Origin of the sequence: Cobetia sp. MM1IDA2H-1, from assembly GCF_002916775.2 — a bacterium.
In the GTDB taxonomy this organism is placed as follows: domain Bacteria; phylum Pseudomonadota; class Gammaproteobacteria; order Pseudomonadales; family Halomonadaceae; genus Cobetia; species Cobetia marina.
The window spans coordinates 1,536,442-1,560,497 of the sequence record NZ_CM133225.1 but is presented as its reverse complement, the minus strand read 5'-3'; the positions used below and the strand labels follow the sequence as shown (position 1 = coordinate 1,560,497).

General features: G+C 52.4%; 23 protein-coding genes. 6 read left to right on the top strand and 17 right to left on the bottom strand.

The window, feature by feature from the left end; all coding sequences use genetic code 11:
• Nucleotides 1-13 precede the first annotated feature (13 nt).
• Both BOH68_RS06665 and BOH68_RS06660 read left to right on the top strand, forming a co-directional pair.
• Nucleotides 14-766, top strand: a complete 753-nt coding sequence (locus BOH68_RS06665) for a maleate cis-trans isomerase family protein (RefSeq protein ID WP_077377177.1) — start codon at nt 14-16, stop codon at nt 764-766.
• Nucleotides 767-796: 30 nt separating this feature from the next.
• Nucleotides 797-1,429: an N-carbamoylsarcosine amidohydrolase gene (locus BOH68_RS06660; protein WP_077377180.1), complete on the top strand. Its 633-nt coding sequence runs from the start codon at nt 797-799 to the stop codon at nt 1,427-1,429.
• A gap of 78 nt (nt 1,430-1,507) precedes the next feature.
• On the opposite strand, the gene BOH68_RS06655 is transcribed toward BOH68_RS06660, so the two are convergent.
• Nucleotides 1,508-1,993, bottom strand: a complete 486-nt coding sequence (locus BOH68_RS06655) for a MarR family winged helix-turn-helix transcriptional regulator (protein WP_303567221.1) — start codon at nt 1,991-1,993, stop codon at nt 1,508-1,510.
• 356 nt (nt 1,994-2,349) lie between these two features.
• Here BOH68_RS06655 and BOH68_RS06650 point away from each other — a divergent pair, with 356 nt between their 5' ends.
• A complete protein-coding gene (locus tag BOH68_RS06650; protein WP_077377183.1) occupies nt 2,350-4,626 on the top strand; it encodes a xanthine dehydrogenase family protein molybdopterin-binding subunit in 2,277 nt (758 codons plus the stop codon).
• Between the two features lie 144 nt (nt 4,627-4,770).
• Here the strand turns inward: BOH68_RS06650 and BOH68_RS06645 are convergent, their stop codons facing one another.
• The gene (locus BOH68_RS06645) at nt 4,771-5,166 is read right to left on the bottom strand and encodes an RcnB family protein (protein WP_077377186.1); all 396 of its coding nucleotides are present in this window, start codon (nt 5,164-5,166) and stop codon (nt 4,771-4,773) included.
• Nucleotides 5,167-5,936: 770 nt separating this feature from the next.
• On the opposite strand from BOH68_RS06645, the gene BOH68_RS06640 reads away from it, so the two are divergent.
• Nucleotides 5,937-7,697, top strand: coding sequence for a purine-cytosine permease family protein (locus BOH68_RS06640; RefSeq protein ID WP_077377189.1), 1,761 nt, complete (start codon nt 5,937-5,939; stop codon nt 7,695-7,697).
• Nucleotides 7,698-7,837: 140 nt separating this feature from the next.
• On the top strand, nt 7,838-9,319 hold the full coding sequence (locus BOH68_RS06635) for a mannitol dehydrogenase family protein (RefSeq protein ID WP_077377193.1): 1,482 nt from the start codon (nt 7,838-7,840) through the stop codon (nt 9,317-9,319).
• A 101-nt stretch (nt 9,320-9,420) separates the two neighbouring features.
• Here the strand turns inward: BOH68_RS06635 and BOH68_RS06630 are convergent, their stop codons facing one another.
• Nucleotides 9,421-10,317 carry an EamA family transporter gene (locus tag BOH68_RS06630; RefSeq protein WP_077377196.1) on the bottom strand — a complete coding sequence of 299 codons (897 nt, stop codon included), beginning with the start codon at nt 10,315-10,317 and terminating at the stop codon, nt 9,421-9,423.
• Between the two features lie 339 nt (nt 10,318-10,656).
• Entirely contained in the window at nt 10,657-11,439 is a 783-nt protein-coding gene (locus BOH68_RS06625; protein WP_077377199.1) for an SDR family NAD(P)-dependent oxidoreductase, read from the bottom strand.
• Between the two features lie 237 nt (nt 11,440-11,676).
• Between BOH68_RS06625 and BOH68_RS06620 the strand changes: the two genes are divergently transcribed.
• Nucleotides 11,677-12,441, top strand: coding sequence for an SDR family NAD(P)-dependent oxidoreductase (locus BOH68_RS06620; protein ID WP_077377201.1), 765 nt, complete (start codon nt 11,677-11,679; stop codon nt 12,439-12,441).
• Between the two features lie 106 nt (nt 12,442-12,547).
• On the opposite strand, the gene BOH68_RS06615 is transcribed toward BOH68_RS06620, so the two are convergent.
• From BOH68_RS06615 to BOH68_RS06555, 13 genes are all read right to left on the bottom strand, one after another.
• Nucleotides 12,548-13,180 carry a putative quinol monooxygenase gene (locus tag BOH68_RS06615; protein WP_077377203.1) on the bottom strand — a complete coding sequence of 211 codons (633 nt, stop codon included), beginning with the start codon at nt 13,178-13,180 and terminating at the stop codon, nt 12,548-12,550.
• 298 nt (nt 13,181-13,478) lie between these two features.
• Entirely contained in the window at nt 13,479-13,757 is a 279-nt protein-coding gene (locus tag BOH68_RS06610) for a PAAR domain-containing protein (protein ID WP_077377206.1), read from the bottom strand.
• Between the two features lie 41 nt (nt 13,758-13,798).
• The gene (locus BOH68_RS06605; protein WP_139345469.1) at nt 13,799-14,731 is read right to left on the bottom strand and encodes a hypothetical protein; all 933 of its coding nucleotides are present in this window, start codon (nt 14,729-14,731) and stop codon (nt 13,799-13,801) included.
• 131 nt (nt 14,732-14,862) lie between these two features.
• On the bottom strand, nt 14,863-15,141 hold the full coding sequence (locus BOH68_RS06600; RefSeq protein WP_077377209.1) for a PAAR domain-containing protein: 279 nt from the start codon (nt 15,139-15,141) through the stop codon (nt 14,863-14,865).
• 40 nt (nt 15,142-15,181) lie between these two features.
• Entirely contained in the window at nt 15,182-16,120 is a 939-nt protein-coding gene (locus BOH68_RS06595) for a DUF6708 domain-containing protein (RefSeq protein ID WP_139345470.1), read from the bottom strand.
• A 180-nt stretch (nt 16,121-16,300) separates the two neighbouring features.
• On the bottom strand, nt 16,301-16,579 hold the full coding sequence (locus tag BOH68_RS06590; protein ID WP_077377212.1) for a PAAR domain-containing protein: 279 nt from the start codon (nt 16,577-16,579) through the stop codon (nt 16,301-16,303).
• Nucleotides 16,580-16,622: 43 nt separating this feature from the next.
• On the bottom strand, nt 16,623-17,576 hold the full coding sequence (locus BOH68_RS06585; protein WP_139345471.1) for a DUF6708 domain-containing protein: 954 nt from the start codon (nt 17,574-17,576) through the stop codon (nt 16,623-16,625).
• 149 nt (nt 17,577-17,725) lie between these two features.
• On the bottom strand, nt 17,726-18,679 hold the full coding sequence (locus tag BOH68_RS06580; RefSeq protein WP_139345472.1) for a DUF6708 domain-containing protein: 954 nt from the start codon (nt 18,677-18,679) through the stop codon (nt 17,726-17,728).
• Between the two features lie 156 nt (nt 18,680-18,835).
• Entirely contained in the window at nt 18,836-18,934 is a 99-nt protein-coding gene (locus tag BOH68_RS06575) for a hypothetical protein (RefSeq protein ID WP_456821159.1), read from the bottom strand.
• Nucleotides 18,925-19,104, bottom strand: a complete 180-nt coding sequence (locus BOH68_RS06570) for a PAAR domain-containing protein (RefSeq protein WP_374700416.1) — start codon at nt 19,102-19,104, stop codon at nt 18,925-18,927. Before BOH68_RS06570 ends, BOH68_RS06575 begins: the two co-directional genes overlap by 10 nt.
• 227 nt (nt 19,105-19,331) lie before the next feature.
• Nucleotides 19,332-20,369, bottom strand: a complete 1,038-nt coding sequence (locus BOH68_RS06565) for a DUF6708 domain-containing protein (RefSeq protein ID WP_139345473.1) — start codon at nt 20,367-20,369, stop codon at nt 19,332-19,334.
• A 1-nt stretch (nt 20,370) separates the two neighbouring features.
• Nucleotides 20,371-23,136: a T6SS effector BTH_I2691 family protein gene (locus BOH68_RS06560; RefSeq protein WP_139345474.1), complete on the bottom strand. Its 2,766-nt coding sequence runs from the start codon at nt 23,134-23,136 to the stop codon at nt 20,371-20,373.
• The gene (locus tag BOH68_RS06555; RefSeq protein ID WP_170877443.1) at nt 23,133-24,053 is read right to left on the bottom strand and encodes a DUF4123 domain-containing protein; all 921 of its coding nucleotides are present in this window, start codon (nt 24,051-24,053) and stop codon (nt 23,133-23,135) included. Before BOH68_RS06555 ends, BOH68_RS06560 begins: the two co-directional genes overlap by 4 nt.
• Nucleotides 24,054-24,056 lie beyond the last annotated feature (3 nt).

The window sequence follows — 24,056 nt, the reverse complement described above, 5'->3', positions numbered from 1 at the left end:
AAGGAAATTCGCCATGACCAGACCCTACCGTATCGGCCAGATCGTTCCGAGTTCCAACATCACCATGGAAACGGAAATTCCCGCCATGCTGACAGCACGCCAGCATGTTCGCCCGGAACGCTTTACCTTCCACTCCAGTCGCATGCGTATGAAAACCGTCGCCAGGGAAGAGCTGGCCAGCATGGACGCCCAATCGGATCGCTGTGCCCTTGAGCTGTCGGACGCTGCCGTGGATGTCATGGGATATGCCTGCCTGGTCGCCATCATGTCGATGGGCCCCGGATACCACCGGGAATCCCAGCAACGCCTGCGCAGAGTCACCGCCGAGAACGGCGCCGAGACGGCAGTCGTCAACAGTGCCGGCGCACTGGTCGATGCTCTGGAGATCATGAATGCCAGGCGAGTCGTGGTGGTCGCCCCTTACATGAAACCGCTGACGGAGATGGTGGTGAACTATATCCGTGAGGAAGGCATCGACGTACGGGATTACCGAGCACTGGAAATCCCCGACAACCTGGCAGTGGCTCGCCACGATCCCGACAACCTGCCGGCCATCGTTGCCAGCATGGACCTCAGCGAGGTGGATGTCATCGTGCTGTCCGCCTGCGTGCAGATGCCATCGCTTCCTGCCGTCGCCAAGGTAGAAGCGATGACAGGCAAGCCGGTCATCACCGCCGCGATCGCGACCACCTACGCAATGCTGAAATCACTGGGCCTGGAGCCTGTGGTGCCCGGTGCCGGCGCATTGCTGTCCGGCGCCTATTGAAGGCCGACATCCACCGCGAGGAACATGAGCATGGCACCAGAGGATCTGAACGCGAACTACCAGGGTGTCTGGGATGGCCGCCTCGGTTTTGGTCACAAGGCTGCCCTGCTTGTCGTCGACTTCATGCAGGGCTATACCACCCCCGGCTCACCTCTTCATGCCTCGGGCGTGGTGGAAGCCGTGGCGCGAATGCCATACCTGCTGGAGCAGGCTCGGGCAGCAGGGATCGAGATCATCCATACCAACATTCTCTACCTTGCTCCCGAACAGCTCGATGGCGGTATCTGGGTCAAGAAGGCTCCCGTGATGCGCCATATGGTGCCTGAGAGTCCCTATGCAAGATTCTGCGAAGAAGTCACGCCACAGGAAGGCGAACTGATCATCACCAAGCAATACGCCAGTGCCTTCTTCGGCACATCTCTGGCCTCCACCCTGATGTCGATGGGCGTGGATACGTTGATTCTGACGGGTTGTTCTACCAGCGGCTGCATTCGCGCGACCGCAGTGGATGGCGTACAGCATGGATTCAGGATGATGGTGGTGCGCGAGTGCGTGGGAGACCGCCACCCTGCCCCACATGAAGCCAATCTTTTCGACATCGACAGCAAGTACGGCGATGTCGTCTCGCTTGACGAGACACTCGCCTACCTGCAACAGGGATGAATCACGAAGCCCGGCCCGAGAGGCCGGGCTTCGTGATGAGGAAAACATGCCCGTGTACCGCGAGCCTGACGCGCCGGTTCACGACTCGGAGTGATTCATCTTCTCGAGCAGATGCAGCAAGGCAATACGTTCCGCAGGATTGAGCTTGCCCATGGTCTGGTCGGTGATCTGATGCGCCACGGGAATCATGCTCTCGACCAAGGCTTCGCCGGATTCGGTGATCTTCACCATGACCTTTCGCTGATCGGTAGGATCGGCAGACAGCGTGACCCACTCGCGAGCCGTCAGGCGCTTGATGACACCTCGGATGGTCGCAGGGTCGATATCCGTCGCCTTGACGATATCGGTAAGAGAGCTGGGCCCGCGCTCCATGACCGTGCAAAGTGTCACGAACTGGATCGCCGTCAACTGGGAATCACTGCAGTGACGCTGGAAGATTGCCGTGTGACGCTGGTAGGCCTTGCGCAGCAGATGGCCGACCTGCTCGGAAAAGTCATAGCCCTGCTCCGCAGGGGTCTGGTGTCTGCCAGAACATGACGCCTTGTCCTGTTGCTCCATGGTCATGCAGCATCCTCAAGAGATTATCGATTGCCGGCCTGGCACTCCCCGTGGAATGACAGGGACCGAACCACCTGTAACTATTGGTAATCGTCTATCATCACCGCCGATATATGGTGTATACACCTTGATGACGATGATAGCACCTTGTCTCACCCTGATCGATGACAGGATAAAAGACCTATATAAACTGAGACAATTTGGCAATCATGGCCAAGAAGTCATGCAGTAACCGAACAGATCACCAACCAGCATAAATGATGTACGCACGATAACTCTCAACAGGCATCATGACGACATACCGCTGACAGCCGGGAGGTCGTCACCGCCAGTACAACAAGAACAGAAAATGGAGAAGCGACATGTCTCGCAATCCGCTGCCTGACCGCCGGGCACTTCTCACCGGCACTGACATCCTGGTGGTCTATCGCGACCCTGTCATTCCCCCTAAGCCCGCCCCCGGTCAACCCGGCACCCATTCGGACTTCATCCCCACGGAGCCAGAAATCTTCCTCGCAATCTGCGCCGATGGGCGAGTCATGGCCTTCAATGGCCACGTGGATCTCGGCACCGGCATTCGTACCTCGCTTGCCCAGATAGTGGCCGAGGAACTCGAGCTCCCCTGCTCACGGGTCGACATGATTCTGGGCCACCCCTTCGATGTGCCCAACCAGGGGCCGACTATCGCCAGCGCGACCATCCAGATCACCGCTGACCCACTTCGTCGCGCAGCCGCCCAGGCACGGGAATATTTGCTGGACCTGGCGGCGACTCACCTGAATCTTCCTCGCGATGGCTTGCGGTGCAGCCATGGCCGAGTTCTGCCCAAGGCACGAGACGCTTCACCCGAGCATGGCACCCGTGGCATCGACTACGGCGAACTACTCCAGGGTCGCCGCCACGCCTTGAAACTCGAGGCCACCGTCCTTCTCAAGCCACCCGGTGACTATCGGATCGTCGGAAAGGCCGCCTCGCGGGTCGATATCCCTGAGAAGGCAACGGGACAGCTGACCTTCGTTCACGACATGCGACTTCCCGACATGCTGCATGGCGCCGTGATTCGGCCACCTTATACAGGCCACGACAAGGGCACGTTCGTCAACAATTGTCTGATCAAGGTCGATCGTGGATCTGTCAAGGGAATGCCAGGCCTGGTCGATATTGTGGTCATCGGTGACTTCGTGGGGGTAGTGGCGGAACGAGAAGAACAGGCCGCCGCCATCGCGAAGCGGCTCGAGGTCACGTGGCGTGAGGACATCGACCTGCCGTCCCTGCATGATATCCCGAGCGCGCTGGCGGCATTGCCCGCCAGCCACCGCCCATTGCTGAGCGAAGGGGATGCCGACTCCGTCCTGGCCAGTGCGCCTCACCCCCTGGAGCGGACCTATGTCTGGCCCTTTCAGTTGCATGGCTCGATTGGCCCATCCTGTTCGCTGGCGAATTTTCGAGAGGGCTCTCTCACGCTATGGTCTGGCACCCAGAATCCGCACAGCCTCCGGGCGGATCTCTCCAGGCTGCTGGACCTCGATGAGTCCCGCATCACCATCACGCGCATGGAAGCGGCTGGCTGCTACGGCCGCAATTGCGCCGACGATGTCGGAGCGGATGCCGCTTTGCTGTCTCGTGCCATAGGTCGCCCGGTACGCGTGCAGCTGTCACGCGCACAGGAACATGCCTGGGAGCCCAAGGGGGCGGCACAATTGATGACGGTCGCGGGCGCAAGCGATGAGGATGGCAATCCATTGGCCTATCGATTCACATCCCGTTATCCCTCGAATGACGCACCCACCTTGGCTTTGCTGTTGACCGGTGCCGTCGCACCGAGTGACATTCCTTTCGAGATGGGCGATCGAACGGCAGTCCCGCCCTATCGCTACGAACATCGCGATATCCGTTGCGATGATGTGCCGACACTCGTGCGCGCCTCATGGTTTCGCGGCGTCTCCGCCATGCCCAACACCTTCGCTCACGAGAGCTTCATCGATGAGCTGGCCTATCTCGCCGACCAGGATCCGGTCGCCTATCGCCTCGATGCCCTGAGTGATCCGCGAGCGGTGGAACTCACCAGACGAGTGGCGGCACACGCCGACTGGGAGCCACGCGTGGCGTTTTCCGCCCCTCTTGCGTCGCAAGATGGCTGGCTGTACGGCAGAGGAGTCGCCTACGCCCAATACGTCCACAGCCGATACCCAGGATTCGGTGCGGCGCTGGCCGCCTGGATCGTCGAGCTCAAGGTCCACCCCGATAGTGGCCGTATCGTCGTCACCCGACTGACGATCGGTCAGGATGCCGGCCTGATGATCAATCCCGCAGGAGTTCGCCATCAGGTTCATGGCAACGTGATCCAGACCTTGAGCAGGACACTCAAGGAAAGGATCCACTTCGAGGATGGCAAGCCCAGCAGCCGGGAATGGGGCAGCTATCCGATCCTGCGCTTCTCGGAGATACCCGATATCGAGGTGGTGTTGCTGGAGGACCAGAACCAGCCACCACTCGGTGTAGGCGAATCCACCTCCCTGCCCGGCGCACCTGCCATCGCAAATGCCTTGTTCGACGCTACGGGCGTTCGCTTCCTCGCACCGCCCTTCACACCAGAGGTGGTCCGCCAAACGCTTCAGAAGACTTTCGGCAGCATCTGACAGGCTGCAATGCGAGAGGGCTTGACGTCATGTCATCAAAAAAGGGCCTCACTGGAGGCCCTTTCTTTTGTGCTTGCTGACTGACGCATGAACACGCGGCTGGCTTTTGTGCTTGCTGACTGACGTATGAACACGCGGCTGGAATCAGCGATTGAGAATGATGGCCGTGATCGCGCCACCCGCCACCGCGGCCAGCACATAGCGCCCATCGATGTTCAGCCAACGATGCCCGCGCGGCGGTTTGGAGAGGTGACGATGGTGCCAGTCCTTCACCCAGTAGCGGCTATCGGAATAGTAATGACGCGGCAGGTGGTCGCCACGGCGCCACTGGTGGTGGCGTCGGGCCTCATGACGGTGGCGCTCATGGTGACGCTTCTGCTTGTGGTGCTTCTTGTGATGTTTGCCATGATGACCGCGGTCGTGATGGCCGTGCCCACGGTCATGATGCCCATGGCCTCTATCGTGCGGTCCTGCCTGAGCCAGCGGGGCTCCCAGCAGCGTAAATATCATCATCAGAATGGTCAGTGTGCGCGTTCGCATGGCTGGCCTCCTCGCCGTGCCCCACCGCCAATCAAAGCGCTGGGAATCATGTTGGGGGCTTCCTGGTTAGGAAACAGTGTTGCGCAACCTTAACGAGAACCGAGGAAGCCCGCAAGATGTCTCATTTTTCTCGTTCTTTGTCGTTATTTCATGCATTTTCTGTCGCATTGCACCGAAGTCGATGTCGCCACTGGCCAACACTTTCCTTTATATGTCGCCACCTTTATAGCGCTCTCTTGCAGAGACCGGGCTTTCGCTGTCCTTCCCGCTGCCCCATTTCCCCTCTCGACTCTCGAGCCTCAACCAAAACGACGCTGAGGCATGGCAAGAAAGCGACGATGCCTAGTACGCCGATCGCACCACATCGGTGCAAGACCACCCTCAGAATTGTGAGATATTTGTTCCTGAATCGTTGGCCGTTTTAGCCAGGACACAATGCGTCAGGCGCCGAACGGGGTGTGAGAACGGAAAAATTAATTTTGCTGAATCGTGTCATTGAATCGAGACACCCCCGCGAAATCCCAGATTTCATGCGGTCTTCAGCGCCTTCCTGACTTCAATAACCATAACCACTCGAGGGCATAGCCCAAAGTTCAAGCACGCGGGCTTTGCGTTTTGATGACCATTCATCGATCATTTGCACCACACCTGAGTCATTTGATCGATAATAGACGATCTACCCTCGTCATCGCCGACAGGATCGCCAAGGCGGCTGCGTGACATCTCGGGTAGGAGCAGCAAGACAAGCCGTAAAAAAACAGGAGCCAATCATGGCCAGTACTGCGCCAGATTTGGATCGGCAGATCGCCCATATGGACGATGAGCTACTGCCGGTGCCACGTCATAAACTGCATCGGTGGCCGCACTTTGCCGGTCTCTATGCCGCCGAGCACGTTGCCGCGACCGAGTTCGTCATCGGTGCCACCTTCGTGGCGCTCGGTGCCGGTATCTGGGATATCCTGCTGGGCCTGCTGATCGGTAATGGCCTTGCAGTACTCAGCTTCTGGTTGATCACGACGCCAATCGCGATCGAGACCCGTCTGAGCCTCTTCACCTATCTTCACCGTATTGCCGGTGATTCGATGTCACGGCTCTACAACTGGGCCAACGTGATCATATTCACCGCCATCTCGGCGGCCATGATCACCGTTTCCGCCACGGCGGTCAGACTGCTGTTCGACATTCCAGCCCAGACCCAGGCCTACCCCACCAGCTTCGAGTTCATCTTGCTGGCACTGGCCGTTGCCGCCATCGTGGTATTGGTTGCCGTCTATGGTTTCAATGCCCTGACCGAATTTGCCAGCATCTGCGCCCCATGGCTGATGCTGATGTTCACCGTCGGCGGCATGGTACTGCTGCCGGAACTGGCGGAGTCTGTCACTGGTGAAACCAGCCTGAACAGTTTCTCGAGTTTCATTGATGTCGCCGGCAGTACCGTCTTCACCGGGATCAACTCCCAGGGCGAAGCAGGCATCGGCATCTGGGAAGTCATCGGCTTCTCCTGGGCGGCCAATACCTTCTCCCACTTCGGTCTGATCGACATGGCGCTGCTGCGCTATGCCAAGCGCATGCGCTCCGGCCTTGCGACCAGCACCGGCATGATGTTCGGCCACTACGTCGCCTGGATCTCCGCCGGTCTGATGGGCGCGGCCACCGCAGCCGTCGCCGGTATCAGCATCGATGTACTGGAACCGGGCGAAGTGGCGTTGCACGCCCTTGGCGCCGCTGGCTTCGTGATCGTGGTCGTCGCTGGCTGGACAACAGCCAACGCCAACCTTTACCGCGCTGGCCTTGCCGCCCAGTCGGCGATGCCGAACCTGTCGCGCAACAAGGCGACGCTGGCCGTGGGTATCTGCGTTGCCGTGCTCAGCTGCTTCCCGTTCGTCTATCGCAGCATGCTGCCGCTGCTGACCTATGCGGGTCTGGTGCTGGTGCCGGTCGGCGGGATCATCTTCGCTGAGCATCACTTGTTCCCGAAACTCGGCTTCAGCCGTTACTGGGCGCGCTACAAGGGCGTGAAGCACAACACGCCGGCACTGGCGACCTGGGCGCTGTCACTGATCTTCGGCTTTGGCCTCGAGATGGTCGACGTGATCCCGTTCTACTACCTGTTCCTGCCGACCTGGTTTGTCTCCATCATCCTCTACACCCTGATGGCCAGATCTGCCGGTGCAGCCGCCTCCTACCCGAAAGCCGAAGCGGCCGAGCGGGAATTCCAGGAGCGTGTCGAAGCCCTGCACGCCAAGCAGGCCGAGACCACCAACCATGCACCGGTCAAGGACACTTCGGGTCTGACCAAGGTCATCAAGGCCGTCTGGATGGTGCTGGGCCTGGCGGTGCCGATGGTCCTCGCGCTGCGCGTACTGTTCGGCAGTCCGGACCTGGCCAGCTACGAAGCGAATCGTGAGTTGTTCTATGACGTGACCATCTGGTCGACGATCATCTACTTCATCTTCGCGTACTGGGAGCTGCAGCGCAGCAAGGCGCTGTTCAACAAGCAGTCCCCCAAGCAAGCGGCCACCGCTAGCTGAGTCGGCAGGGGCTTGCCCCCTGCCATGCCAGCGGCGAAGGAAGCCTGAATCACACGGGTGACCTTCGCCGCTGGCCGTTACGACCTACCCTTTCTTTACCCATCTCGACTCGACCGCGACACGCGGCAGGAGACCTCCCCATGACCCGTCTCTCCAATGCCAGTCTGACTCAGCTGGACGCCAAGGTAGCCACTCCGAACTATGACCGCACTGCGGTCAGCACCGGTATCGTCCACTTCGGCGTGGGCGGTTTCCATCGCGCGCACCAGGCCATGTACCTCGACGAGCTGATGAATCAGGGCAAGGCGCTGGACTGGGGCATCGTCGGCGTCGGCGTGATGCCGGGTGACCGCCGCATGCAGGAAGCCCTGGCCTCGCAGGACCACCTCTACACCGTGGTACTCAAGCACCCGGACGGCAACTATGAGCCGCGCGTGGTGGGGTCCATCATCGATTACCGCTTTGCCCCTGACTCCCCGGATGCCGTCATCGAGCTGATGGCCGACCCGGCGATCCGCATCGTCTCGCTGACCGTCACCGAAGGTGGTTACAACTTCCACCCGGTTAGCGGCGAATTCAATCTCGAGAATGCCGATGTCCAGCACGATCTGGCCAATCCGGGTGAAGCCAAGACCAGCTTTGGCCTGATCACCGAAGCCCTGGCCCGTCGTCGCGAGCGCGGCGTCGCCCCGTTCACCGTGATGTCCTGTGACAACATCGAAGGCAACGGCAACGTCGCTCACAAGATGTTCACTGCCTACGCGCGTGCACGTGATGCCGAGCTGGCGGCATGGATCGAAGCCGAAGTGCCCTTCCCCAACTCCATGGTCGACCGCATCACGCCGGTGACCACGCCAGCTGACATCGAAGAGCTGTCCTCACGTTTCGGCGTGGAAGACGCCTGGCCGGTGGTCTGCGAGCCCTTCACCCAGTGGGTGCTGGAAGACCACTTCGCCAATGGCCGCCCGGCCTTTGAAGATGCCGGCGTGCAGCCGGTGGAAGATGTCGAGCCCTATGAGCTGATGAAGCTGCGTCTGCTCAACGCCGGTCACCAGGCGCTGTGCTACTTCGGCTATCTGGCCGGCTATCGCTACGCCCACGAAGCCTGCAACGACCCGCTGATCGTCGACTTCCTGCTCGGCTACATGAACGAGGAAGCTCGCCCGACGCTGGCCCAGCTGCCCGGTATCGATCTCGACGCCCATTGCCGCACGCTGATCGAGCGTTTCGCCAACCCGGAAGTCAAGGACACCCTCGCGCGTCTGTGCGCCGAGACCTCCGACCGCATTCCGAAGTTCCTGATCCCGGTGGCACACGCACAGCTCAAGACCGACGGCGAACTGCGTCGTACTGCAGCCGTCGTGGCCAGCTGGGCACGTTATGCCGAAGGCGTGGACGAGCAAGGCGAGACCATCGACGTGGTCGACCCGCTGAAGGACGAGCTGATGGAGCGCGCCAGCCGTCAGCGCGAAGAGCCGACCGCCTTCCTGGACAACCGCGAACTGTTCGGAGACCTGGTCGATCAGCCGCGCTTCCGCGATGCCTATCTCAAGGCCCTGAAGAGCCTGCACGACAACGGCGCGCGCGCCACGCTGGAAATGCTGGTGGCAGACGCCAAGTAAGCATGGCGGTGAAGGGGCTCACGACAGCGTGATGCCCCGCCAGCACCCGCAGAAAGACAAAAAGCGAGACAGGCAGCCGCCTGTCTCGCTTTTTTTGTGCCTCATGCCAGCGCAACGGTCCACAGTCCCGCCAGCATGATGAGGATGCCGAGCCACTTGGCGATGGCCGCTCGCTCGCGCAACCAGACCACGCCGAGCACCATCCCAAGCGGGATCGACAACTGACGCATGGCGACCACAAGGCTGACCTCTTCCGTCAGCGTCATGGCAACCAGCACCAGCCCATAGGTCGCCATCACCATCACGCCGGTCAACACCATGCTGCCCCGCTCACCCCGCCATAGCGCGGGCAGGCGGCGACGCTCTGCCGGCAGCAACATCACCAGCAGCGCGCCCCAGGCGACGGTCATGATGGCCTGCAACACCAGAAAGACAGCGCCCGCCGAGGTGGGCGAGTAGCCGACACTCACCATGATATCCAGTGCCTGCTTGTCGATCAGCGAATAGCCGGTGGTGCCGACTGCTGCCAGCAGCGCGAACCCCAGTGCCGGGGTCAGATAGGTCGAGGGGCGCAGGCCCTGCGGACTGCTCAAGGGCAGCACCAACGCGCCGAGCACGATCAACCCCATGCCGACCAGATCCAACGCCGTGAGTGCCTGACTGCCCAGCAGACTCAGCGACACCAGCGGCACCAGCACCACCGGCAAGGCCCGCGCGATGGGATATAGCACACTGACCTCGCCGCGCGCATACGCCCAGGCGAGCCCGCCCATGTAGAGCGCCTGACACAGCCCCGTGGCCACCAGCCAACCCCAGAATTCAGCGGGCAGCACGGCAAACGACGGCCCCAGCCCCAGCAGCGGCGCAAAGATCAGCGCACCACTGGCCATGGACAGCATGAAGAAGGTCAGCGACGGCGCCCGCCCCTTGCCGAGCAGATTCCAGCCGGCATGCAGACAGACCGAGATCAGGATGAGTCCCAAAGCCAATGAGCTCATGAGACACGCATTGCGTTCAGGATTTCCAAGGCAAGGGTCATCGCCTGAACACTGTGACGTGAGCGGCTAGCCAAGCGGCGATTATCATTACGGATGTCTACTTCCTTGTACGAGGAAAACTCCAGCACGGTGGCGGAAGCATGAATATCGTGACAGGGGCGATTCGACGATCTCGAGAGGACCTCCAGGAAGGCTCCCGCGAGCTCTTCTCATCAAATTCAGCCTCACCCAAAGTGATATCAATCAAGAAAAGCGGCTGAGACAACGGCATCTGAGGATTGCCTATCGCATGACGGTACTGGTGAGCGTTATCTGACGAAACTCCATCAATACAGCTCATCACCAAGCAATGGGCTGACGATCGCGAAAGAAACCACCACTAGGGCCATCGTCAGGCAAAGTGGCAAGCCAGAGCGCCGTATCGGCACCCTGCTGTGGGGTTCGGGGAGCATCAGGGCCCCCGACGCCAGTGTTCACCCAGCCGGGGCACATGGCATTAACCAGAATGCCGCTGCCTTGGAGTTCGGCCGCGAAGACTCGTGTCATCGCATTCAGCCCCGCCTTGGAAAGACGGTAGCCGATATCGCCAGCGCCCATCTCCGCTAACTGCCCTGATCCACTGGAGACATTTACGATACGACCCTCACCGTGGCGTTGCATCAGCGGGACCGCCAACTGTGTCAATTGATAGGCCCCCAGCAGATTGGTCTCCAGGCTCTCTCGCACCATCTCGACCGGCTGCTCGAGGGCCAACGTCGGCCTGGCGGGTTCAAGATGCGGTGCTTCCAAATAGATGCCAGCGTTGTTGACCAGTACATCCAGGCGGCCATCACGCGCCTCGATCATCGCGATGACATCCCGCAGATGCTCAGTGCAGGTCATCTCCAACACACAGGGTCTGGCTTCACCGCGGGGCGCCTCATCCATCAGAGTATCCACCGCTTGCTGCGCACTCTCAGCCGCACGTGAGCTGAGATAGACGAGATAGTCGCGTGCCATCAGCCCTCGCACTATCTCACGTCCGATGCCTCCAGCAGCCCCCGTCACCAGTGCCACACGCTGCCCGGGTGACTGAGTGATTGCACGTGTTTCGGGGGAAGGAGAAGTATCGATTGCTGTCATTGAGTCGCTCCTGTCATGTCATGTCATGCTCGGCATACGTGTCCCGCCAAGAGAGGGGAATTGCCCAGAAACTACCACATTCACAAGGTGCTCACTGGGCATATCCTGGCCTTTTCACAACCCTTGCCTCGCCAGCCTGACACCCAGTGGCCGGCAGTCGCCTCTCCTGGGGCATTCGTGGTCGCCCTCTTTCTGCAGTAGGCTTGCGTGAGACTTTACTGATATAGGAGCCGCGACATGCATGACGTCAAACCCTTCGACCTCAGTCATCAGACCGCCGTGGTGACCGGTGCCAGTCGCGGTATCGGGGCCGCCATGGCGATCGCCCTCGCCGAGGCCGGCGCCGATATCATTGCCATCAGTGCCAGCATGACCACCGATGGTGGTGATGTAGGTGAACGTATCCGCGCCCTGGGGCGCACCTTCCAGGGCATCGCATGCGACGTTTCCGACCGCAGCGCCATCCAGCAGCTAGCCGCGCAGTTGAGTTCGACTCGGGTGGATATCCTAGTCAACAACGCCGGCACCATCGAGCGCGCCCCGGCCACCGAGCACACGGACGCGCAATGGGATCGCGTCATTGATACCAACCTCTCCGCTCCGTTCATCCTGACCCGCGAGATCGGCAAACAGATGGTCGCGCGCGGCAGCGGCAAGATCATCTTCACCGCCTCACTGCTCTCCTTCCAGGGCGGCATCACCGTGCCGGGCTACGCGGCCAGCAAAGGCGGCATCGCACAGCTCACCAAGGCTTTCGCCAATGAGTGGGCCGCTCACGGCGTCAACGTCAACGCCATCGCACCGGGCTATATCGCTACCGACAATACCGAAGCCCTGCGACAGGATGCACAGCGCTCCCGCGATATCCTCGCGCGCATCCCCGCCGGGCGCTGGGGATCACCAGACGACTTCAAGGGCCCGGTGGTGTTCCTGGCATCATCTGCCTCGGACTATGTGCATGGCACCGTCCTGACGGTCGATGGCGGCTGGATGGCACGCTGACGCTCATGTCGACTGGAAACCACTGAAATAGACAAGGCGCAGCCCGAGGTGGCTGCGCCTTGTCTTCAAGATGGAGGTGTAGAGAGAGTATGTCCTGCCAGTCAGCTCAGAACTCGCTGACGATGTTCAGGTACTGCTGCATATCACCAACCATGGCCTGCTCCAACAGTTTGCCTGTCTCGATGGCATAGGGCTGCTGGAAATGAATGTCCCACAGGTCTGATTCCGTGCGCCAATGCTCGTATATCACCAGCGTGTCGACCTGGCCTTCGATGGTATACAGATCAAACACGAGATTGCCCGGCTCCTCACTGCGCGTCTTCGCCACATGCGTGGTGAATTGCTGCAGCAACCGAGCGCGATATTCTTCCTTGATCTTGAAGATGAAGAAGATACTGAATACCTCATCTTCCGGCTGCACGTGCCTGGGGTTCGCCTCATGCAATGGCGCCGGGTCAGTATCGTTCAAGGGCATCACCTCGAATGGCGATGCCAACACCGTGTCAGCCAGTTTCAGCAGGGCTTGCGCGTAGGGCTGATTCACATGTGCCTGATGCGCTTCGGCGCTTGCCCAGCGCTCGTAGGCGAAGATGGTGGTGGGAGAATCCTTGGCCGCGAAGAAACGCATTTCCAGCATCCTCGGTTCAGCCGCTGAGCCCAGCTTATTGTCAGCCAAGGCCTGCTTGAAGGTATCGAGTTGTTCGGGCTTGACGTCAAATTTCACGATCAAGGTGAGCATGGAGATGCCCCTTATAGTCAATGGTTGTCATCGGCCCAACGGCAAGATCTGCTGCGTCACGTGGCAGCAGGTCTGTCTCGGGAAGTGACTGACACTATCTTTCGCTGCCTGGCTGAAAAAACCCGCGGCACGGAGAAAGACTTTCAATGAAACCTTGAACGTGAATGCAGCCCCCGCCACAGCAATGCGCCGCTTGAAACATAAGACCGCGGCGCTCACGCAGATCCAGAACGAAAAATCCCGCAGCCAGGGCTACGGGATCATCGAATACAGATACCACATGGACAAGCTCACGCCCTCATCCCAGGCCGTGCTTGCCACTCGCCGCAGAGATCAGCGCCGCCCCACATGCCGTATGGCAGCCGTGAAACGCCACCGGCTTACCATTCAAGCTGATCGTCGGATGCCCCTCGATGATGCTGCAGGTGCTGTGGCCATCCTTGGGGCACGTTACCATGTCCCCCACCACTGCCACCGGCTTGCCCTCCAATAGATAGTTGGACTGGGCAGACACCACCTTGCCACCATGTGTCGTGCTATCCCCGAGTACGATAACGCCATCGCCGGAACTGAACATAGATCAACCCCTTAGAAAACGAATGAAAGATAGTTAATATCTCAATGAATAAGGTGCTGGATCAAGTAGTATACACCAATCGAGTCCACCATCAGCCCAATTGAGAAACATAGAATTACCCACTCGTTTTCCCAGAAAGGTATCCTATAATAATTTTTCCAATTCACAGTTTCTTCATCATCTCTCAACTGGCACATCTCAATTATCTCTTTAGGCCATGAGGGAATTTTTGACGTAAACATGGATAACCAACGCCCTAATACCATAGGCGTGACGATAGGTGATAACATCAGCTTCATCAATGACTTATCGCAAAAATAGTAACCATGTAAAACGCCATACTTGGCTCCCTCCCTTGTTGACGAACCAGGCACACAGAAATTAATTCTCGACTTGGTGATGTCAACACCGTCAGGCCTATCCATATAGTCGCTAGCAATTAGCCATATATTTCTCAATACGTCTTTTCTATCGAGCATATCACTACCAATAGCAATACGTTGATTTTTATCAGTATTGGAAAAATTCGCATCTCCAAGCCAGACAATGCCAGGAACCAGCGTCAGAATACTCCCTTTTCCACCCGCAGTTGTATATTCAACATTTTCTGCATCCCAATCTAAAGTCAATGTTGAGCCATCATAAGTGATCGCTGTAACTTTTCTTTCTATTCTCAAAAACCTTACAGAATACTGACTACTTTTAAAAATATCATATTTGAAAAGAAAATACACAACGATATAAAAAAATGTAAGTAGCACTCCACCTATGATAGCCATTACATCTAAATACACAGGAACATTTTCATTTGAAATTATAGCAATTGCCAAACCTAGCGTTGTAGTTACTGCGATACCTATTATGAAAGCAGTAAAATTGAATCTTCCTCTAGAATCATTTTCTCGCCCAACTACTTCAAGGAAGTGGTCGTTGCATTCTGTTACTAAATAATTGCCATTTGGTGAGTCTTTCACAGTAATCACTCTGGGCCCAATTTTATCCAAGCTATAAAAAATCGATTTATCAGATACTTATTAAATGAGAATCCCGCAGCTAGGGCTACGGGATCGTCGAATACAAATACCTCATGGACAAGATCACGCCCTCATCCTAGGCCGTGCTTGCCACTCGCCGCAGAGATCAACGCCGCCCCACATGCCGTATGGCAGCCGTGGAACGCTACCGGCTTGCCATTCAAGCTGATGGTGGGATGCCCCTCGATGATGCTGCAGGTGCTGTGGCCATCCTTGGGGCACGTCACCATGTCCCCCACCACTGCCACCGGCTTGCCCTCCAGCAGATAGTTGGACTGGGCAGACACCACCTTGCCACCATGAGTGGTGCTATCACCGAGCACGATGATGCCATCTCCGGAACTGAACATGGATCAACCCCTTAGAAAACGAATGAACGATAGTCAATACTCAATGAGTAAGGCGTAGGATCAAGTAATATACACCAATCAAATCTACTATCATCCCAATTGAGAAACATATAATTACCCACTCGTTTTCCCAGAATGACATTGTATTATAATTCTTCCAATTCAGCGTTTCCTCATCATCTTTTAATTGGCAAGCTTCAAGCACCTCTTTAGGCCATGCGGGTATCTTTGAGGTAAACATGGACAACCAACGGCCTAATACCATAGGAGTAGCGATAGGTGAGAATATGACTTTCAACAGTGGCTTATCGAAAATAGCGTATCCATGCAAAATCCCATATCTGGCACCTTCTCTGACGGAAGAACCTGGAACACAAAAATTAATTCTTGCTTTAGTAAGCTCAACTCCATCAGGCCTATCCATATAATCCTTAGCTATATTCCAGATATTTTCCAAAATGTATTTTCTATCAAGCATGTCACTGCCAATAGGTATGCGCTGTGTTTTACCTGACTTTTCTTCAATAGAGCTTAACCACACGACGCCGGGGATAAATAATACAGGATTCCCTTTCCCATCAGAGGTTGTATATTCGACACTCACTGAATCCCAATCTAAAATAGCTACGGAACCATCCCGCATTATGACAGAGACTTTTCGTTCAGCCTTAAGTATTCTTACTGAATACTGGTTAACCTTAAAAGAATCATACATAAACAAAAAGTAAACAGCCACATACATCAGAATAGCTATAAGTCCGCCTAATGCTGCTATTACAAGCAGTCCCATAGGCACTCTTTCATCTGAAATGACTATAATCGCAAAAGCTAAAATTATGCTAACAGAGATAGCTATTAAAAAAGCCGTGAAATTAAATCTGCCACGTGAGTCGTTCTCGCGGCCAACTATTTCAAGAAAATGATTATTGCACTCAGAAATCAAATAATTGCCATTCAATACCTTCTCATTGACATTCAATTGATTGACTCCTCAATTTATGTTCTGCTACATTTACAAATCCAAGCTTGAGCGGCATGCCGGTACGCATCCTCACAGATATACCAACTTGGTAAGTTCACGTAGATTCCTGACGAAAAATCCCACAGCCAAGGCTACGGGTTCATCGAATACAGATACCACATGGGTAAGCTCACGCCCTCACCTCAGGCCGTGCTTGCCACTTGCTGCAGAGATCAGCGCCGCCCCACATGCCGTATGGCAGCCATGAAACGCTACTGGTTTACCATTCAAGCTGATAGTAGGATGCCCCTCGATGATACTGCAGGTGCTGTGGCCATCCTTGGCGCACGTCACCATGTCCCCCACCACTGCCACCGGCTTGCCCTCCAACAGATAGTTGGATTGGGCAGACACCACCTTACCACCATGTGTCGTGCTATCACCGAGTACGATAACGCCATCGCCGGAACTGAACATGAGCACTATCTCCGCTTTAGGGGATTCCAAGAAAAGGAAATACTTACATTATTTCATATTTACGCTGCTGTGAATGTCGCTCAAACTGACGATCAGCGACAGCAGGGTCCTCTGAAAACTCACCTGTATACTTTGGCTCTTGTAATATCATTGGATCATCTGATACAACGATGCATTCGGCCTCTACTGACGAAGGCCATACAGGCTTCTTACAGGTGCCCAAAGTGAACCATCTGCCAAGCGTCAAAATCCAAAGTAATGGATAAAAAACAGGAGCAAGATAATACCGATAGTCGATAGCAAAGGGCCACATGTTAGCATAAACATGCATATAGCAGTTTTTCAAAGAGACCTCTGTTGACTTATCTATATGCCTATCCAAAGGTTCATCAAACAAGCTATCAAGCGGCTCTTCCATATAACGCCTGATAAATTCCCACATAGCCATTATTTGATTGACACGACTATCATCATAAAAATTGCCAACACTGAAAGTATCGACAATGACTCCATTTTTCATTACATGCCCACGCAAGTCACAATTATATTCCTGTTGATACCCTTTACCAATGTGCCAAAATATGTCATTCCAATTAACCTTTAGAACACCACCAGATTCTCGATCACGATAAATATACACCATCCTTTTTTTACGATTGAACCTAATAGGATAAAAGCTTACAGTAAGAAAATCTCTACCTAGATGATGCTTCCAGACAAAATAATCTGTTAAAGACAATATCAAAGCAATAATGAGAAATGTAACCACATGTATTGACATTACATCAATGGAATCTATATAGCCGCCTACATATATTGCAGAAAAAACACCTAAACCATTTATCAATGCAACCAATAAAAAGCCGAACGTTGTTTTTGACATTCCTCGGTGCCGATCAGCTCTATCAATGAATTCAGCGTACGTAGAATTCAGCTTTATCAAACTTCCATAAGAATCTGGAATAATCCCGTCTTGCCTGGATTTTGGAAGGGCCAAGAGACCGTCAGGATTTGATGAATACTTTATGGTTATTGCCCTCTACAATTTATATAAAACTTGGCCGCAGATTCTGAGTGCAACACCTGAACTTCCCTGTGGGGTATTACACTTAAAGTCTGCGGCCGTGGTACATAACATGGTGGAGATCACCGCTTTGGGAATATATCTTCACCGCACTCATCAATCACACTTTGTGGCCACTGTGGTAAACGACAATAGCGACAGAAAAAGTAGTGACCCACGACTTGTACGCTAAAGGGGATCAAAAACACTGCGCGTACGATGGAATAGATTATATGAAACTTCTTTCCCTCTGATGCTTTGGACCTGGGCTGAAATCGGTGGGCTGCCTCGGAGAGGCTTGGCTTCAAATCCAATGTCCCTGTAACAGCCTCTACAGAATCAGGCCCCTCTTCCATGAACCGGCGTACATATTCGAACCTGGCGGAAAGATCCTTGATCATCATTTGACGAGTATTATCACTATTAGTGATCATGTAGTGGTAATCGTCGAACGAGAAACTATCCCTTACACTACCATCTTCGTTGAACAGATAGCCTTTGAGTTCATAATAGTAGCCTTCGATACTTCCAGCCGAGTAGGCAAGACAGAATGTGCACTCATCCCAGCGACAGGTTTTGGATTGAAAATCGACCTCGCTGACAAAATGAATATTTTTAGAGTTAGAGTTAAAGACAGTATATTGTAACCCTTGTAACTTCAGTTCACTTTTGGCAGCCAAAAAAAGAGGATAGGCACTCACCCATCCCATGCCTAATGCAGCTAGTGCAGCTAATGTTACTGGAATATTCAGAACACCTTCTTTTATAAAAATCATAGCAGCAAAAAAACTGCAGATAGAAACAAGAAATATACTGCCAATACTCCCCCATGACAAATACACCCCCCTTTCTCGGAACCAAGATTCCGCTAATATTAGGCAGCCATCTCGCTTAGCACACACAAATTCTGGCTTTTTTACTTCATCGAAATTTTTCTCTACATTCAATATATGTTTTTTGGAAAACGATGAACAATCAAGTCGATTGTTGCTTAAAACTCCGACCGCTTCGAGTATCTTTCTCTGGGCTTTATTCATGATCAGTTCTCCAATACCTTCTTTAGCTCTCTATCGCTTATCTTGATGCTAGGCCAATGATATAAGTAGGTAATTCATAATCGGTATGGAGCTATAAATACCAAAAACCCTCACGGAGTGACCATGAGGGTTTTGGAGATAATGCGAATAACTCACTCATCCTAGGCCGTGCTTGCCACTCGCGGCAGAGATCAACGCCGCCCCACATCCCGTATGGCAGCCGTGAAACGCTACCGGCTTGCCATTCAAGCTGATGGTGGGATGCCCTTCGATGATGCTGCAGGTGCTGTGGCCATCCTTGGGGCGTCCCCCACCACTGCCACCGGCTTGCCCTCCAGCAGATAGTTGGACTGGGCAGACACCACCTTGCCACCATGGGTGGTGCTATCACCTAGTACGATAACGCCATCGCCGGAACTGAACATTAGAAGCCCTCCTAAAGAATCAGGAAAATTACAATTAAAACTTTTAATACTGAAACACTAATGACTAAATCATCTTATGTTAAATTCTCCTACCATGTCTTTGGCAGAGCACAGAAGCACTCACTGATTCACATAAGTAACGTCCGACACCATACTTCAAACTCAAGATATACTAGTACCTTAAAGACTAACGTAGCATAAGCAACAAAATTAACTACGAGTATATTCTAAGAAATAGAGTTTAAGAAATATTGAATAGAAAAGTATAAAGAAACAGCAGAAACAACACTTCCTATATAAAAACAAAATTGCGGCCATAACCAATCTCTACTCTTAAGTTTAATATTATTGTTTGAGTTTTTTAGCTCTTCACCTTTAATATTATCATTGTATTCCTCGATGTCGATCGGCCACTTTGGTATTTTGCTTGTATATACAGCAATCACTCTGCACCAGATAAAAACAGCTAAGACTGGGGAAAGTAATAATTGCGCAGTAGGGGCATTGTAAAACCACGACATACCACGAAATATACAAAAGCGTATTGGTTCTCTTTTATCTTTAATTGGCATACATAGCTTGACTTTCTCTATACATTCTTGATATTCATTACCTTTAGCCATATAGCCTCGTATAAACTCCCACAGAGATAATGCATCTTCCTTGCTAGCCCATGGAGGATAACCTAGTGTAAATGTCTTTAACACTGTGGTTTTGTCTTCTGATAGTACATGAGCACGAATTTCATACCAACCATTACCCATCAGCGGAATATGATTATTTTTTATAAATATGAATAAATCATCCCACTTGACAGATATTATTTCCCCCCTTGGCAACATCGCATGAACAAGCCTGTTACGTCTGTCTAGTCGGATGGGATAATAGGTTTTCTTAAATGCTTCCAAGGAGAGACCATAAATACATGCTATTATTGGCGGAGACAATATCAAGACAAAAAGACAGAAGTAAATAGAATCACGGGGATTATCACCTAATACCATGACTGGAAAAATAGATAACAAAAAAAGTAAAGGAACAAGCATTAGAGATAGAGCAAAGAAGATCACACCTCCTCTTTGAGCATACCAACGATCAACCAACTCCATATGTGTTTTACCTATTTCGACTACTGTTAGGTAGTCATTCTTTTTTACATTAATCTTTTCTTGTTTATCAAGTTCATTATTTTTCTCGTATGTAGTTAGGTTTCTATCCAAAGGAAAACGCATACTTTTTATACCAGATAATCCCTCCCAATCCATATCAAGCCTCACTTATTAGCTTAAGACCTTTAGCTTGTTGCTCAAAGGTTTTATATTTATCATCAGATGTACCGAAATAAGAACGATCTATCCAATCTTGTACATCGTTATTAAAGCAAAATGCAATTACTAGATTGACAAATATAGCAGCAGCAGCAAATGCCCACCCCCACCCTGGAATTGAAGCAATTAATAACACAAAAGCAGATACTCCAAATCCTGCCGATAATACATATGCAGAAGCTAGTCCAGTTCTACCTTTTTTAATAGCTTCACCAGCTGATATAAGATCTAATCCAGCAAATACTATAGCAGCGACACCTCCCGCGAGGCGACCAGCTCCTCGCACGGCCTTAAACATCCGCGACCCATTATTTAATTCTATAGTATTGGTTAAAATAGCACGCTTCTCCATATTACTTTCTATAATACTTAGCACACTACTAGCAAACCCTGCTAAAATAGCACCACATTTAGTGAGTAATGATGACATATTTTTAGAAGAACCGGAATCAGTAATTACTTTAATTTGTGAACACAACGTAGCAAAAGCCAGTATAGAAGACACTACATTAAGTCCAACACTTGCGTTTGACCTTAATCCACTCAAAGCTGAACTTTTAAAGCGATATTTATCATTACTTTTCAACTCTGATCTAGAGACTATACCTTCAGATATAACCTTAAACATTGCTTTATGATATTCCTCACTACTTAGACTGTTTTTTAACAGGCCATTTTTATCAAAATCAGAGAGTAAGTAATAGTCATACCCCGTAGTTCTATTCCACTTCCCTTTACCTATGGGCTCCGAAGTGGAGCCCTCACCTCTTGTTGCTATGTCTATACGACGATAAAATTTCTTTTCATCTAGGTCACCGAATTTTTCATTTGTTATAATTATACTTTTTCTTAATTCCGCATAAAAATCAGTCTTTACACCCGCCATTACCTTAACATTTACTATTGCTTTTTGCGAAACCATACCCATTATAAAGAACAACGGTCGCGTATACTTATTAACATTATCTTTCGTAAAAATAGATACACTGGCCCCCATTGTATTACCTAATAGTCTTGCTATAGCAATATTCGCATTATTTACAATAGTAGGTGAATATTTCTCTAACACATCAGAATAACCCTCAATCAAACCAGACCAAGGCAGATGTAGTATTGTTTTACCATCAATCTCTTCAAACTTCTTTGCTTTCTTTCCATCATCAATCAGGCTCTTAATAGCTACATTATCGAGCACCAACCCTCTCAGCAATATATTATCTGGGCATATTATTTCTGCAGACAACCACTCTTTATATAATTCATTTATCAAAGTATAATTTTGTGTGTCTAAAATGCAACTAGATAATATATTCGAAAAAGAAACTCCTGATTCTAATGATATATCGTCATGGTTTGAAGACATTGCTTTTAGGTAAATACTTGATGTCAACCAATTATAATAACATTCAACCAAGGGTACGAGCACTTGATTATCGAAATTCTTTAAATTATTTTCATAAGAGGATTCCCATTTTTTCCTTTTTGTAACTCCTGTATCATCCATACTCATACAGCTTCTATATTTACTCCATTCTTCATTAGCATATTCCCTCATTTTATTTTTATCAACATTATCTAAGGCTTTCTGCTCTATGTATTGATCATAAGTTACTTCATTATCATTGTTGTTTTTTTCAAACTCAGACTCGAGATAATATTTGATTCTAGGGTCTGATCTAGTTGCTAAATATGATTGTATTTCTCGTTCACGATAAGTTTCTTCTGCTTTTTCTTTAACAGATTCTTGTATAGCGCTTATCTGTATAGATGTTGCTAAAGGCCATTTCCGTATAGGGTCTGAATTGAATTCATCAGTTCTTTTCTTTACTAACATCGCAATATCAGATGTAATTCCTACAGGGTCATTTAAAGCTATTAAGAAAGGATTGATTTCACCTTCTTCAGCTGCCTGACATTCAGACCATCTTTTAATTTCATTTGCATGACCTGAGATACCGTTCACAGTATCGAGACCGAAATCTAATCCAGTATCTGCTATGTACTCATCAGTCATATCTAATGAAAAATCATTACTTATTAATGACTCTACAACATGATCGGATAAATCTGAAATGGGTGCAGAATGCTTTGTCCAGCCTTTGCGCCGTTCGCTGAGTGAGATCTTTCGCATATAGTTTCTACGACAAAGTCCAGTACTGTCGATCGGTTCATTCGTCGCATATTCGTGCCATACACGCTTAGTCCATTTAGTATCAGAAAATACCAAATAAATGTTATCTGCATCGGTAGAATTAGAAATCGTTATGAATCGACCTGCATATTCATGTTGTGGATTTTTGGAACATGAGAATTCAACACACATGGCAGGTGGTTCAAGCTTTTTATCCAAGGCAGAATTTGGATTTGCAGGATCCATTGCCACCAGCAATGAATGCTCTATCTCTTTGACGTAGGCATAGAGATATCCCTTCTCTGTGACCACATAACCCGACCATGTCCCCGCCGCTTCGTTGTAGACGTAAAGGAAGCCAGCACGCATCAAGCGTAGCGTGTAGTCCTGCCCATCGGGCAACGTCGCGACATCTGTCACTCCTTCACCAAAGGGGCCATTGACGACTGGTGCACGTGGCGCAGGGATCTTGCTGTCAGTGCGTGCGATGGCGTAGCGCACTGGCAAGATAGGCAGGCCTTCTCCACGGCAGAATGAACAGTTGGCGATGGATGTCGTGTCGTCGGCGCTCATGGGGCCTCCTTGCGGGTAATGCGGGAATTCATATCGGCTGCCAGGCGTTCCAGCGTGGCAGCGTCGAGATCTTTACAGACTGTGATGTAGCTGCCGCCTTGCTCACGAATGCGGTCAAGACGAGCGCACAGTTCTGGATGGGCGTGAATATCGGGATGGTGGCAGACAGCCTGTTCTACGTAGCGCTGGCAGTCTCGATCACTGGCCAGCGGAATGTTTCTGGCGCGGACGATCAGCTCATCGACCCAGCGCCACAATCCGGGCGTCTGAGGTTGCTGTGGCGCGAAGACTTGCAGATTCATCAGGCAGGCATTCAACAGGGTGATACGGTCAATCTTTGCCCAATGCTGCGGCTCCAGGAACAGATAACTGAACCGTGGAGGCGTCTCTGCTTGATAGCGCCGTCGCTGCCATTGCCCCCCCTCCCCCTGCCAGCACCATGCAGAGATTGGCCCTAACAGGCGATCCAGGTGCTCGTCTTGCCATTGCCAGCACAGGTGGCGAAACACGAGTGGATCGTAGAAGCGCAGCCACCAGCGCCGTGAGTCACCCTTCCGTCGCTGGACGAGGTGTTCTTGAAGATGCCCCGCCACACGTTCAGCCGAGGCTTGGGTCTCGAGAAGCGCACAGAAGAACGCACTACCGCGCTTTTGATAACGTTCGATGCGCGCTATCAGCGCGAGGCGTTGTGCCTTGTTCAGTTCATGGAACCGAACCAGACGCGGCATCAGATGCGAGCGTATCTTGGCAGCGGGATTCTCCAATGGCTGAGATGGCAGATCACTCCAGTCCACCTCTTCCACCGTCAGCGGATTGAGCAAGGCGAATCGCTGCCGGGTCAGCAACTCTGCCAACGGCTCGCTGACCGTCTCGGTCGCAGGTTCGGCGAGGGTGCCGTCTCTCATCACTTGCGTCATGAC

Excerpts from the sequence above, each read along its gene's own strand:
- BOH68_RS06555 (WP_170877443.1), bottom strand. The coding sequence starts at position 24,053 with ATGACGCAAGTGATGAGAGACGGCACCCTCGCCGAACCTGCGACCGAG.
- BOH68_RS06600 (WP_077377209.1), bottom strand. The coding sequence starts at position 15,141 with ATGTTCAGTTCCGGAGATGGCATCATCGTGCTCGGTGATAGCACCACT.
- BOH68_RS06635 (WP_077377193.1), top strand. The coding sequence starts at position 7,838 with ATGACCCGTCTCTCCAATGCCAGTCTGACTCAGCTGGACGCCAAGGTA.
- BOH68_RS06610 (WP_077377206.1), bottom strand. The coding sequence starts at position 13,757 with ATGTTCAGTTCCGGCGATGGCGTTATCGTACTCGGGGATAGCACGACA.
- BOH68_RS06580 (WP_139345472.1), bottom strand. The coding sequence starts at position 18,679 with ATGAATAAAGCCCAGAGAAAGATACTCGAAGCGGTCGGAGTTTTAAGC.
- BOH68_RS06625 (WP_077377199.1), bottom strand. The coding sequence starts at position 11,439 with ATGACAGCAATCGATACTTCTCCTTCCCCCGAAACACGTGCAATCACT.
- BOH68_RS06565 (WP_139345473.1), bottom strand. The coding sequence starts at position 20,369 with ATGGATTGGGAGGGATTATCTGGTATAAAAAGTATGCGTTTTCCTTTG.
- BOH68_RS06655 (WP_303567221.1), bottom strand. The coding sequence starts at position 1,993 with ATGACCATGGAGCAACAGGACAAGGCGTCATGTTCTGGCAGACACCAG.
- BOH68_RS06650 (WP_077377183.1), top strand. The coding sequence starts at position 2,350 with ATGTCTCGCAATCCGCTGCCTGACCGCCGGGCACTTCTCACCGGCACT.
- BOH68_RS06570 (WP_374700416.1), bottom strand. The coding sequence starts at position 19,104 with ATGTTCAGTTCCGGCGATGGCGTTATCGTACTAGGTGATAGCACCACC.
- BOH68_RS06620 (WP_077377201.1), top strand. The coding sequence starts at position 11,677 with ATGCATGACGTCAAACCCTTCGACCTCAGTCATCAGACCGCCGTGGTG.
- BOH68_RS06590 (WP_077377212.1), bottom strand. The coding sequence starts at position 16,579 with ATGTTCAGTTCCGGCGATGGCGTTATCGTACTCGGTGATAGCACGACA.
- BOH68_RS06615 (WP_077377203.1), bottom strand. The coding sequence starts at position 13,180 with ATGCTCACCTTGATCGTGAAATTTGACGTCAAGCCCGAACAACTCGAT.
- BOH68_RS06660 (WP_077377180.1), top strand. The coding sequence starts at position 797 with ATGGCACCAGAGGATCTGAACGCGAACTACCAGGGTGTCTGGGATGGC.
- BOH68_RS06640 (WP_077377189.1), top strand. The coding sequence starts at position 5,937 with ATGGCCAGTACTGCGCCAGATTTGGATCGGCAGATCGCCCATATGGAC.
- BOH68_RS06630 (WP_077377196.1), bottom strand. The coding sequence starts at position 10,317 with ATGAGCTCATTGGCTTTGGGACTCATCCTGATCTCGGTCTGTCTGCAT.
- BOH68_RS06560 (WP_139345474.1), bottom strand. The coding sequence starts at position 23,136 with ATGAGCGCCGACGACACGACATCCATCGCCAACTGTTCATTCTGCCGT.
- BOH68_RS06665 (WP_077377177.1), top strand. The coding sequence starts at position 14 with ATGACCAGACCCTACCGTATCGGCCAGATCGTTCCGAGTTCCAACATC.
- BOH68_RS06645 (WP_077377186.1), bottom strand. The coding sequence starts at position 5,166 with ATGCGAACGCGCACACTGACCATTCTGATGATGATATTTACGCTGCTG.